At 36.6% G+C, this 12,464-nt stretch carries 14 protein-coding genes; 11 read left to right on the top strand and 3 right to left on the bottom strand.

The genetic code is table 11. The annotated features are described in order from the left end of the window. Positions 1-244 precede the first annotated feature (244 nt). From GH715_RS08405 to GH715_RS08385, 5 genes are read left to right on the top strand one after another with little or no spacing between them, the layout of a single operon-like run. Complete coding sequence (locus tag GH715_RS08405) at positions 245-634, top strand: DUF6220 domain-containing protein (RefSeq protein ID WP_153835010.1); 390 nt, start codon at positions 245-247, stop codon at positions 632-634. Next, positions 631-825 (top strand): DUF5957 family protein, encoded by a 195-nt coding sequence (locus GH715_RS08400; protein WP_153835011.1) that lies wholly within the window; start codon positions 631-633, stop codon positions 823-825. Before GH715_RS08405 ends, GH715_RS08400 begins: the two co-directional genes overlap by 4 nt. A 54-nt stretch (positions 826-879) precedes the next feature. Beyond that, positions 880-1,965 carry a sensor histidine kinase gene (locus GH715_RS08395; RefSeq protein ID WP_153835012.1) on the top strand — a complete coding sequence of 362 codons (1,086 nt, stop codon included), beginning with the start codon at positions 880-882 and terminating at the stop codon, positions 1,963-1,965. Then, a complete protein-coding gene (locus tag GH715_RS08390) occupies positions 1,962-2,651 on the top strand; it encodes a response regulator transcription factor (RefSeq protein WP_153835013.1) in 690 nt (229 codons plus the stop codon). Before GH715_RS08395 ends, GH715_RS08390 begins: the two co-directional genes overlap by 4 nt. 15 nt (positions 2,652-2,666) lie before the next feature. Further along, positions 2,667-3,383: an AAA family ATPase gene (locus GH715_RS08385; protein ID WP_153835014.1), complete on the top strand. Its 717-nt coding sequence runs from the start codon at positions 2,667-2,669 to the stop codon at positions 3,381-3,383. Between the two features lie 221 nt (positions 3,384-3,604). Here the strand turns inward: GH715_RS08385 and GH715_RS08380 are convergent, their stop codons facing one another. Both GH715_RS08380 and GH715_RS08375 read right to left on the bottom strand, forming a co-directional pair. Next, positions 3,605-4,432, bottom strand: coding sequence for an ABC transporter permease (locus GH715_RS08380; RefSeq protein WP_153835015.1), 828 nt, complete (start codon positions 4,430-4,432; stop codon positions 3,605-3,607). A 13-nt stretch (positions 4,433-4,445) separates the two neighbouring features. Further along, on the bottom strand, positions 4,446-5,369 hold the full coding sequence (locus tag GH715_RS08375) for an ATP-binding cassette domain-containing protein (protein ID WP_153835016.1): 924 nt from the start codon (positions 5,367-5,369) through the stop codon (positions 4,446-4,448). A 95-nt stretch (positions 5,370-5,464) separates the two neighbouring features. On the opposite strand from GH715_RS08375, the gene GH715_RS08370 reads away from it, so the two are divergent. The 3 genes from GH715_RS08370 (at position 5,465) to GH715_RS08360 (ending at position 8,241) form a co-directional block, all read left to right on the top strand. Next, positions 5,465-5,917 (top strand): MarR family winged helix-turn-helix transcriptional regulator, encoded by a 453-nt coding sequence (locus GH715_RS08370; RefSeq protein ID WP_153835017.1) that lies wholly within the window; start codon positions 5,465-5,467, stop codon positions 5,915-5,917. A gap of 99 nt (positions 5,918-6,016) precedes the next feature. Beyond that, positions 6,017-6,976, top strand: a complete 960-nt coding sequence (locus GH715_RS08365; protein ID WP_240469364.1) for an alpha/beta hydrolase — start codon at positions 6,017-6,019, stop codon at positions 6,974-6,976. A gap of 398 nt (positions 6,977-7,374) precedes the next feature. Beyond that, complete coding sequence (locus tag GH715_RS08360) at positions 7,375-8,241, top strand: hypothetical protein (protein WP_153835018.1); 867 nt, start codon at positions 7,375-7,377, stop codon at positions 8,239-8,241. Between the two features lie 114 nt (positions 8,242-8,355). Here GH715_RS08360 and GH715_RS08355 read toward each other — a convergent pair whose 3' ends face one another. Continuing rightward, positions 8,356-8,847: a GbsR/MarR family transcriptional regulator gene (locus GH715_RS08355; RefSeq protein WP_153835019.1), complete on the bottom strand. Its 492-nt coding sequence runs from the start codon at positions 8,845-8,847 to the stop codon at positions 8,356-8,358. A gap of 248 nt (positions 8,848-9,095) precedes the next feature. Here GH715_RS08355 and GH715_RS08350 point away from each other — a divergent pair, with 248 nt between their 5' ends. The 3 genes from GH715_RS08350 (at position 9,096) to GH715_RS08340 (ending at position 12,172) form a co-directional block, all read left to right on the top strand. Beyond that, complete coding sequence (locus GH715_RS08350; RefSeq protein ID WP_153835020.1) at positions 9,096-10,292, top strand: quaternary amine ABC transporter ATP-binding protein; 1,197 nt, start codon at positions 9,096-9,098, stop codon at positions 10,290-10,292. Next, positions 10,285-11,121: an ABC transporter permease gene (locus tag GH715_RS08345; protein ID WP_153835021.1), complete on the top strand. Its 837-nt coding sequence runs from the start codon at positions 10,285-10,287 to the stop codon at positions 11,119-11,121. Before GH715_RS08350 ends, GH715_RS08345 begins: the two co-directional genes overlap by 8 nt. Before the next feature lie 151 nt (positions 11,122-11,272). Next, entirely contained in the window at positions 11,273-12,172 is a 900-nt protein-coding gene (locus GH715_RS08340) for a glycine betaine ABC transporter substrate-binding protein (protein WP_153835022.1), read from the top strand. Positions 12,173-12,464 lie beyond the last annotated feature (292 nt).

Genomic DNA, 12,464 nt, shown 5'->3' with positions numbered 1-12,464 from the left:
TTGTAATTCATACACATTTTGTAAGTAAAACAACTGTGTTAACTCATGCTATCGTTGTAGAGCGTGATCATGGCAAAGGCTGCAACTTCCACTCCTGTGGGAATCGTTTGACCTGAAAGATCCGCTTTTTTGAGCGGATTTTGCTCGTTTTTTCTTATTTAAGAAAAAATTAAGAATTAGCTAAGAGTGAGTTTAGATTCTAACGATAGACTGTGCTTAAAGTCAATCAAAGGAGGAAGAATCTATGCGAATTCCAATGGTGAAAATCTTATATTTCGCACTCACTGTCATCTTTACACTAATGATAACAACGCAAATTATTTTAGCAGGAATGGCGGTATTTATTCATCCAATGCATTGGGCAAATCACACGTTTTTTATTCATTTGTTCGGTTTTAATGTGCCGTTATTACTGCTAATTGTTGCCTGGTTAGCAAAACTACCAAGAGTGGTATACTGGCAGATTTTCGGATTGATGCTGATGATGTTTTTAATGTATTTCTCTGCAAATATTGCAGGACATTTTCCGTGGTTTGCAGCGTTACATCCAGTAATAGGAACTGGTCTTCTATTATTGTCATTTTGGATGGTTATTCAAGCAAAATTTTATCTAAATAAGGAGAATCAATCATGAGAACTTTTATCGCTATTATAGTAGGATTAATAGGAGGTTTTGTGTTAGGAATTGCTTTATCGAGCTTAATGGGTATTTTAGGAATGACGATCTTTAACACGCCATTCGGAATAAAGTTTCTGCCTTATTATACAGCTATTATTTGTGCGATCCTTGTACCATTCCTAGATCACAAGAAGACGAACGGATAAATTGGCTTATCCGTTCTTTCTTTAATATAATCTAACAAAAGGCAGGTGCAGCTGATGTCGATAAAAAAAAGATTATTGTTGTCCAATATAGCGATGATCATCATACCAGTGGTCGGCTTTTTAATCATTGAGATTTTGTTAGGTTATCTTTTTTTCGTGATGGGAAATCTAGAACCTGAAGGGAATAGCTTGCAAAGGTTTATGAGTTACCGATTGGTGGCAATTATTCTTTTATTAATGATTACGAATGGCTTGTTGACTTACTTTGTATCAAGGACGATCATTAAACCGATTAAACGATTGAACGAAGCCGCAGAAAAAATAAAACAAGGTGACTTGGACCATAACATACAATCCAAGAAAAATGATGAGCTCGGCCAGTTATCCAATACGTTTGAAGAAATGAGAATAAGTTTAAAACAGGCGAAGGAAACCCAGGAAAAATATGAAGCAAACCGCCAAGAATTAATTGCTAGTATCTCCCATGATTTGCGGACACCGGTGACATCGATTAAAGGATATGTTCAAGGAGTACTGGATGGTGTTGCGGATTCACCTGAAAAATTAGATTGCTACATGCAGACGATATATAACAAAACAGATCAACTTGAAAAAATGGTAGATGAGCTTTTTATCTATTCAAAGCTGGATTTAGATCGGATGCCATTTCAGTTTGAAGTGCTTGATATTAATGACTATTTAGACGATATTATCGAGGAATTAACGTTTCAATATAACAATATAACTTTCGATTTTATTGCGGACAAGGGACAAAACTTTTTAGTGAAAGCGGATCGTGAGCAATTACACCGAGCGATTATGAATGTCATTACTAACAGTGTTAAATATATTGACAAAAAGAAAGCCATGATCACAATTAGGCTAACAGAACAAAGCGATCATGTTATGATAGCTATAGAAGATAATGGAAGTGGTATTAGTGAATACGAACTTCCTTATATATTTGACCACTTCTACCGGACAGATACATCACGGAATTCAAGAACAGGGGGAAGCGGTCTTGGACTTGCGATTGTGAAAAAGATTATCGAAGCACATGGCGGCATGATTTGGGCGGATAGTGAGCCTGGTCAAGGTACGACTATTTATTTTCAATTGAAAAAAGGTGAACAAAAATGACCAAGATATTAATTATTGAAGATGAAGAAAGTATTGCAGAATTACAGCGGGACTATTTAGAATTAAGTGGTTTTGAGGTGGATATCGCAACAACTGGTAGAGAAGGTTTAACCTTGGCCAAGCAAGAATCTTATGCACTGATTTTACTAGATTTAATGTTGCCTGAAATTGATGGATTTAAGCTTTGTGAACAATTCAGAGAAACATTAGACATCCCGATTTTAATGGTAACCGCAAGAAAAGAAGATATCGATAAGATAAAAGGATTTAACCGTGGAGCTGATGACTATATCGTCAAACCATTTAATCCGAATGAGCTTGTTGCCAGAGTAAAGGCACATATATCTCGATATCAGCGGCTAACACAACGAGAAAAAACAAGTCCACTCATCGAATTCAAAGGGTTAACTATCGATCATCCATCAAGAAGAGTCTATCTTGATGATGTAGAACTGTCGTTGACCGCCAAAGAGTATGATTTATTATATTTCCTTGCGACGAATCCTAACCAGGTATTCACGAAAGATCACCTTTTAGAAAAAATCTGGGGCTTTGATGCGGTCGGTGACAGCTCCACGGTAACGGTGCACATTCGTAAAATCCGGGAGAAGATCGAACGAGATCCCTCACAACCAACTTTTATTGAAACGATCTGGGGTGTTGGTTATCGTTTTAAAAAAGAGTAGAAAGTTGGTGATAATATGTATTTAAAACGAATCACACTAGAGAAAGATAAAAATATTGATGATCGTTACCCTTTTTCTATCCCAGTAATAAAAAGGTTAGAGCAATTGGATATCACCAGTAACGTGACTTTTTTTGTCGGGGAGAACGGGTCAGGTAAATCAACATTACTAGAGGCTATTGCTGATAAATGTGGATTTAATACAGCTGGTGGGGGACGTAATAATTATTTTGAGGTACATGAAGCTCAGTCAGCATTAGGAGATTATATTACATTGTCATGGATGCCGAAAGTAACAAACGGTTTCTTTTTGCGAGCAGAAACGTTTCATCATTTTGCTACCCATATTGATTCGCTTGATGGAGGTGACTTGTCTTATGGAGGCAAGTCGTTGCATCATCAATCACACGGTGAGTCCTTTCTATCCTTGTTTCAACATCGCTTTCATCAACAAGCGATTTATTTATTGGATGAGCCGGAAGCTGCCTTATCCCCCCAGCGACAACTTGCTTTCTTAAGGATATTGGATGATTTATCAGCAAACGGTGATAGTCAATTTATTATCGCAACCCATTCGCCGATTCTGTTAGGGTATCCGGAGGCGACCATTTTTAGTTTTGATGATGATCATATTCAGGAAGTTGCTTATGAGAATACGGATCATTATCAAATCACTCGTTATTTTTTAGAACATCGGGAACGGTTTTTGCGTGAGATTTTGAAGGACGAATAGTGTGCTAATTCTGACATAGAATACACTTTTATTATGGGAAAAACTGCTTATGCTACTTGTTAGTTTTCCCTGTAATTTTATTTTTATAGGGAAATCCTATTGCTTAAGTAGGTTCATTTCCCGGTTAATGTAACTTTACCGGGAAATCTTATTGATACATGTAACGGTTTTGCTGGTAATGAATACTAACTCTCATTATGACTAAAGACTGAGCGGTTTTTTCACGCATGTGCTCGTTTAAAACTAATTGTTGCAATCGCGACAAAGACGACTGCAAATGCAAAAATAAATAAAATTTCTTCAAACACCGATACAGTTCTGCCAAAGACGGTAATATGTAAGCCCATTGTCTCTTGTACTGTTTGAGATAGACTATCTACGTCAATCATAATTTTCTTCATCACGTCGACACCGTATGTAACAGGATTCAATTTGACAATGACATCGAGCCAACCTGGCATATTACTAACAGGAAATAGTGCGCCAGATAAGAATATCATCGGCATCACAATAATTTGCACAATCAGTTGAAATCCTTGTGTCGATTTAATCATACTGGCAAATAACAAGCCAACGCCTGATAATGCCGCACCAAGTAAGAACATAAACGGAATGACTTGAATCAGTGAAATAATGCTGTAGGATAACCCTAAAAAAGGAATGAGCAAAAACAAAATAACACCTTGAATGGTTGAAACCGTTGCTGCTCCTAACATTTTCCCAACAGCAATACTTACACGTGAAATTGGTGAAACCAAAATTTCTTTCATATAGCCATAGTTTTTATCCTCGATCACAGACATGGCGGAAAAGATCGCTGTCATTAATAACGTCATAGCGACAATGCCAGGGAATACAAATTCGACATAATTAAATCCGCTAGTTTCTTCTCCAAAACCGCCAGACATCATGGTCTCCATCGTTCCACTTAAACCACCACCGAATATAAGCAGAAATAATATCGGCATTGAAAATGACCCAAGAAGTCGTGCTCGATCACGAAAAAATTTCGTTAAATCACGCTGCCAAATTGCTATGATACCTTCCATCAGTATTACCCCCTTATTCCTTAATTTTTCTTCCTGTAAAAGCTAAAAACACATCATTTAATGTAGGTTTACGAATATTTAATTTCGTAATCGGAATTTCTAATGTTTTGATGAAAGAAGAAATAAAGGTGTCACTACTTTCGACCTTGAGATGAATCGTATCATCTTCCACTTTCACTTCGATCGTTTCCATTTTGTCTTCAATTTCTCTTAAAGCAGCCTCATTATCTTCCGTGGACAATTCAATAATGTCACCACCAAGCTGGTCTTTAAGAGCAGTAGGGGAGTCGATCGCAATAATTTCACCCTGGTCCATAATCGCCACTCGATCACTAATCTCAGCTTCATCTAAATAGTGTGTGGTGAGAAACATTGTAATACCTTCTTTTTCTTTGAGCTTTAAAATATATTCCCATAGGTGTGCTCTCGTGTTCGGATCCAGTCCAACAGTCGGCTCATCTAGAAAAAGCACCTTCGGATAATGAAGAAGTCCACGTGCGATCTCAAGACGACGTTTCATCCCACCGGAATATTCTTCTACACGCTGGTTTTGTTCATCGACCAAATCGACAATTTCCAGTACTTCCTGAATGCGCTCTTCTCGTTTATTTTTAGGCACATTATAAAAACGACAGTGTAATTTCAAGTTTTCGTTAGCTGTTAATTTTTCGTCTAATGTATTTTCTTGAAAAATGATGCCGATGCTTGCTCGAACTTCATCTTTTTGCTTTTTAGCATCATAGTCATTGATGATAATCTCTCCGGAAGTTGGCTTTAGCATTGTACAAATCATATTGATTGTTGTACTTTTACCTGCACCATTAGGACCGAGAAAGCCAAAAATTTCGCCTTCTTTAACATCAAAGTTAATTCCTTTTACCGCATCTACTTTTTTATAGGTCTTTGTTAAATCTTTCACGGAAATGATAGAATTCAATATGTAACCTCCTTATCAACTAAGATAGTTATGATATAATAACTATTATCCATTGTATATCTAATGAAGTCAATCTATATGAGGGAGCGAAATAGATGGAAGAACAAGATACATTGACAAATGAATTGGTGGAACAGGCATTAACTGTATTACCAATATTGACAAAAAAGATGTTTGGTACATCTCCGATAACGAAAAAAGAAGGACTTCACCCATCCCACTTCCATGTGTTACACATCGTGGAAAACATGGGGCCAATTCAAATGGCGGAGATTGCTAAAAAATTAGATATTAACAAATCAAACTTAACTCCATTAATTCGAAAACTGACGGAGAAGGAGTTTATTATTAAAACGAAGGATGAAACAGATCGGCGGATAACATACATTCAAATGACGGAAAAAGGAAAGCAGTTTTCAACTGAGAAAAAGCAGATTCTTTACCAAGTCGTGCGAGAACGTTTTGCAACATTAGCGGATCAAGATAAAGGAGCCTTAAAAGAAGCATTTATCACCATTAATGAGGTCCTGACATCATTAGAAGAATGAAAAAAATGTCGAAATTTTCCGGTTGTTCCAATAAAAAATCCCCTTTATGAAGCAAATGCTTGTTATAATATGTATAAAGATGTCGAAAGGGGATTTTTTGTGAAGATAGGTAAAGGTTTAAAAATAATGATAGCGCTTATCGCCATTTTATTATGCATAGATTTATTTGCTGGAAACTATTTTTATAACCTCGCCATCAAACGTGAACAAAAGACTTTTTTACAAGGAAATGAAGACTTAGAAGTATCCGCATCAGCGATGAACGTCTTTACCAAAGGCGGATGGCGAGACTGGGTGGCCAGTCAGAGTTTTGAAGGTTGGCAGCTGCAAACTTTTGATGATTTAACTTTAAAAGGATACTATTTACCGGCCACTACTGATACAAACAAAACAGTTATTTTTGGTCATGGTTATTTAGGAAAAGCTACAGATATGGGCTTATATGCGCAATACTATTATGAAGAGTTAGGTTATAATATCTTTCTTTTTGATATGAGAGGGCATGGAAAAAGTGAAGGAGATTACTTTGGTTTTGGCTGGCATGACCGTCTGGATGTTTTAGATTGGATAGATCAAGTTATTGAGCGTGTTGGAACGAATGCGGAAATTGTTCTACATGGGTTATCGATGGGTGCAGGAACGATGCTAATGGCTAGTGGAGAAGAGCTTCCTCCACAAGTACAAGCGGTCATCGCGGATAGTGGTTATACCAATGTATATGACCTTTTTCAATATCAAATGAACAGGATGTACAACATACCAGCATTTCCGGTATTACCTACAACGAGTATGGTTTCCAACATACGTGCCAATTACTCCTTTTACGAAGCTTCCGCTATTGATCAGGTAAAGAAGGCAAAGGTTCCGATTCTCTATTTCCATGGAAAAGAAGATACATTTGTCCCTTCCAGAATGGCAAATGAACTCTATGAAGAGACTAATAGTCATGCAGAAATCTTTTTATATGATGATGCCGGGCATGGTGAAGCATACGCACTTCATAAGGAAAAATATCAAACTAGATTGGCTGATTTTTTAACGAGATTTATAGATAAGTAGCAGATAGGTGATGAATTCACCTATCTTTTTCATTAGGTCCTTGACTAACATCGTTCCTTTTATTATAGGGAAATCCTCTGTTTTATTTAATAGATTTCCCTGTAATTGTATTTTCACCGGGAAAAATCAGCATTTTTACAGGCACTTTTCCCGGTAAAACCACTTTTACGGGGAAATCTTACAGTTTTATTTAGCAGTTTTCTGATTCGTCCTGTTCGTACGCTGAATAAAAAAAGTCGTTCACTGTGCAAGGATAAAGTGAAATAGCTAAAGATCTCAAGAAATATTAGTAATAAAGCCTTATAGGAGGATGATAAATAGTTTGTTATTATCAAAAATAGGGTATATTATTACTAAGTAATATTTTTGATATTAGATGAAAAATGGGGGAAATCGACATGAAAAAGAAATTATTGTTTGTCATTCTAGTATTACTGTTATCGTTATTAGTAATGGCGTGTACACAAGATGACAAAGATGAAAATGAAACAGAAGATCCAGAGAACGAAGTAGAGGAATCAGCAGAAAACTCAGAACAAGATGAATCTTCTGAGGAAGATACACCTACACTTGATCAAGAACAAGCAAAAGAAGTTTTAAATGAATACCAAAATAAATTCATGTCTGTCATTGAAAATACGGAGGATGATGGTGCTTTGAAAGATTATGATTCAAAGGAGTCACTGAAAGAAGAATTCATGACCATTATGTCAGAAGAATTAGCTGATTCATTTGTGGCTCATTATTTTGAAGAGGATAACGGTAAGGTATATACTGTTTCAACCGAGGCCCCTGTGTGGTTTGATGAAGATAGTGATTTTAGTTTTGAACAAGTGAATGATGTAGAATATGAGGTAACACAAGAACAATCAAATGAATTAATAGGAAATGTAAGAATGACTTATGTGATTGCGTCAACTGATGATTCTTGGATTGTTAGTGAAGTAAGGTCTGAAGATTTAAATGGAGAAAACATTGAGAATGGAGAAGGCGAAGAACAAGCATCAGATGAAAACAATACTGATAGTAACCACGAAACGGATACGAGTGAAATTACGAACACTAAAGCAGAAGATTTAGTAAGGAACCACCTTAATATTTCACAGAATAGTGATATCCATGTCGTAATGGATCACAAAGATGATGATGGCAATTTTGTCGTTCAAGTGTATGAATTAGTTTCCAATGGTGAAACAAGTCATACCGCAACTATTGGATGGTATATTGTTGATCAAGAAGATGGGACAGTTGAAGAGATGATGTAATCGAATGGGACAGCATATGTTGTCCCATTTTTACATATAGTACATATAAATAAAGCTTATAAATTATAGTAAGTCCCATTATTTAGAATATATATGGACCAGGATCACTATGAATCAAAGAAAATCATTCTTCTTAATATTCGAAAAAACCGTTTCAAGCGAGCGATGAAAGGAAATTGCTTCTTGAATTTTATGCTCAAATAATTCCTTTTGTTCATGAGGATAGCGATCTAGATCCTCTTGAATGTCTGCTAAGTTGTTAATTTGCAGGTTGAGTGACTCGAGCCAACGATTAACATAAGTTTTCATAAATTTCTTATACAAATCCTCACGAGCTTCATATAAGTCTTTTCGCACACCTTTTTGAAAGACACGTTCAACTAAATTAAATTCCTGCAACCTGCGAACGGCATAACTCATTGCCGTTTTACTTTTACCCAGAGCATCTTTCATTTGGTCTAAAGTCATGGGAGCTCCATTTAAATAAAGCGTAACAAATAATTGCGCTTCTGTTTTATTTAAAGAAAACATTTCAAGTGTTTTGGAAAACTCAGAAATAATTTGATTGTTTACTCTTTCTATATTAGTATCAGCTTCCTGTGTCATAAAAGTATGATAACCCCTTTCAACTCTCTTATTAATAACATTACACTATATAATTAAAAATTCAATGTAAATACTAAGTATATAGTAAAAGTAAGGATTTCCATTTGTAAAGTTTAAACTTTACAAACGTAACAAACGGAAAAATAAGTGTATAACGCTTGAAATTCATAAGTAAAACCTTTAGCATAGTATAAGTGATGCATAAAATGACGGGAAAAGTCGAATATAAATTGAGGTGATATAGATTCATGTCTGTCATTAGTGTAAAGAATTTGTCGAAAATTTTCGGCAAGAAAACAAAAGAAGCTCTCTCATTATTAGATGAGGGATATGCAAAGGAAGAAATTTTAGAAAAAACAGGATGTACAGTCGGTGTAAACCGTGCGACGTTTGAAGTCGAAGAAGGCGAAGTATTCGTTATTATGGGACTTTCTGGTAGTGGGAAGTCAACACTTGTACGTTTATTGAATCGCTTGATTGACCCTACGGAAGGTGATGTTGAAGTAGGTGGAGAAAATCTTGCGAAGGTAGGGAAAGAAACATTACGTAAAGTCCGTCGTGAAAAAATGAGTATGGTCTTCCAAAAATTCGGATTATTTCCTTTCCGTACCGTGTTAGAAAATACGGAGTTTGGACTGGAAATTCAAGGTATCAAAAAGGAAGAGCGTGCTGAAAAAGCCAAAGAAGCTTTAGAATTAGTAGGATTAGGAAGTTTTATTCACCAATATCCAGATCAGTTATCAGGCGGTATGCAACAACGTGTTGGTTTAGCAAGAGCCTTGGCAAACGATCCGGAGGTTCTACTTATGGATGAAGCTTTTTCTGCATTGGATCCATTAATTAGAAAAGATATGCAAGATGAATTACTGGACCTTCAACAAAAAATGAAGAAAACGATTATCTTCATTACGCATGACTTGGACGAAGCATTACGGATCGGTGACCGAATTGCATTGATGAAGGATGGTTCTATTGTTCAAATCGGTACGCCGGAAGAAATTTTAGTGAATCCGGCCAATGACTATGTGGAACGATTCGTTGAAGATGTTGATCGCTCCAAAGTATTAACAGCAAGTCATATTATGAAGCGACCTGAAACGGTTGATATCGAAAAACATGGTCCAAGAGTTGCGTTAGAAAGAATTCGTGAGCAAGGCTTGTCAAGCATCTATGTAGTTGATCGCTCTAGACAATTAAAGGGCTATGTCACAGCCGATGATGTTAAACAGGCTCGGGATAATGAAGAAAAAGATTTACACAGCATTCTTCGTACAGATATGCCTACAGTAGGATTAGAAGCACCTATTCATGAAATTTTTGAAATTATTCATGATGCGCCAGTACCAGTAGCTGTTGTGGAAGATGGCAAAATGAAAGGCATCATTGTACGAGGTGCAGTAATTGCAGCATTAGCAAATGGAAATGGGGTGACTGAAGATGCTTGATTTTATCCCCGAGATTCCAGTAGCACAGTGGATTAATACAGCTGTTGATTGGATGAAAGATACATTTCAATTTATTTTTGATCCAATCAAACAAGATTTTGGTCAATTTGTTGAAACGACTGCAGAATGGTTAAATCAAGTTCCGGCACTGATTATCATATTAATCGTTGCTCTTATTGCTTTCTTTGTATCTGGTAAGAAATTTGGATTAGTTGCTTTTTCTATTATTGGTCTGTGGTTTGTCTATAACCAGGGCTTATGGGAAGAGTTAATGTACACATTCACATTAGTTCTTTTTGCCAGTTTAATATCGATCATTATTGGTATTCCAGCCGGTATATGGATGTCAAAGAGTAAATGGGCACAAACAATTATTACGCCAATATTAGACTTTATGCAGACGATGCCTGCTTTCGTTTATTTAATTCCTGCCGTTGTATTCTTCGGAATTGGGATGGTACCAGGTATTTTTGCATCTGTTGTATTCGCAACACCACCTGTTGTCCGATTTACCAATTTAGGTATCCGTCAAGTATCCAATGAGTTAGTAGAAGCTGCGGACGCATTTGGTACAACAGGATCACAAAAGCTGTTTAAAGTAGAATTACCAATGGCTAGAAAAACGATTATGGCAGGTGTAAACCAAACGGTAATGCTTGCGTTATCTATGGTTGTAATTGCATCAATGATCGGTGCACCAGGACTTGGTGATAAAGTATTAACAGCTCTGCAACGTTCACAAGAAGGACCTGGGTTTGTAGCAGGTTTTGGTATTGTTATCTTAGCGATTATTATTGACAGAGTTTCTCAAAACTTAAATAAAGGCTAAGTTTAATAAACATAGCCAGATTAAGTGGTATTAAACTGGTTAGAAGAAATTTGTTAAGACACTGTGAAGTTTTTTAAAGTTAAGGTGATAAACATATCCAGAATAACCTGGATATGTTTAAATATAAATTTTTTAAAGGGGAGGTCTATTCATGTTTAAAACATGGAAGTCTTTTGGATTAATGGCAGTATTAGCTTTAGTGTTTGTACTTGCAGCTTGTGGTGCCGATGATGAAGGTGATGATGCTACAGGTGATGAAACAGCTGCTGTAGGTGAAGGTAAAGAAATTGAATTAGTGTACGTAAACTGGGACACTGAAATTGCTTCTACACATGTTGTAGGTAATGTCTTAGAAGATTTAGGATATGATGTAACTCTTACATCTATTGAAAATGCAGCTATGTGGGAAGCGGTAGCAAATGGTGAAGCTGATGGTATGGTTGCAGCATGGTTACCAGGAACACATGAATCACAATATGCAGAATTTGGTGATCAAGTTGTAGAATTGGGACCAAACCTTGAAGGAGCACAAATTGGTCTTGTAGTACCATCTTACATGGATGTTGACTCTATTGCAGATCTTACAGATGAAGCAGGTCAAACGATTACTGGTATTGAGCCAGGTGCCGGTGTGGTAAGTGCTGCTGAAAAGGCTCTCGAAGAATATGACAATTTAAGTGACTGGCAAGTGCAAACATCTTCAAGTGGTGCAATGACAACACAACTTGGAGAAGCAATTGAAAATGAAGAACCTATCATTGTTACTGGTTGGTCTCCACACTGGAAATTCTCTGAATATGATTTGAAATATTTAGAAGATCCAGAAGGTGTATTTGGTGAAGCAGAAACAATTGAAACAATGGTTCGTGAAGGACTAGAAGAAGATTTACCAAATGCATATAAAGTGTTAGATCAATTCGAGTGGACAGAAGAAGACAGTAACTCTGTTATGCTTGAAATTAACAATGGTACAGATCCAGAAGAAGCTGCAGCAGACTGGGTAGAAGCTAATTCAGACAAAGTTGCTGAGTGGACTGAAGGTGTAGAATAATCCATAGTTGAATTTGAAATCCTCCTCGCAGGAAGAAGCGAGGAGGATTTTTTGTTAAGCGGGCGGCCTCCGCTGTGAAGCAGCTCTACAACGTAAGTGACAGCTAACTTTAAGGTTTTATACAATGTAAAATAAAAGACGTAATGTCCGTACGTTAAAAAATGTAGAACGTTATTTAGCGCATGCGCCCACTTCGACCCCTGTGGGATCAGCGTGATCTGAAGATTCACTTTTGTAAAGCGATCTTCTTTACAAAAGTTAGCTGAAGACACGCCCCATGGAAAGCGAAGTG

This window comes from Gracilibacillus thailandensis (assembly GCF_010994055.1).
In the GTDB taxonomy this organism is placed as follows: Bacteria; Bacillota; Bacilli; order Bacillales; family Amphibacillaceae; genus Gracilibacillus; species Gracilibacillus lacisalsi.
This window is presented reverse-complemented; position numbering and strand designations above follow the sequence as displayed.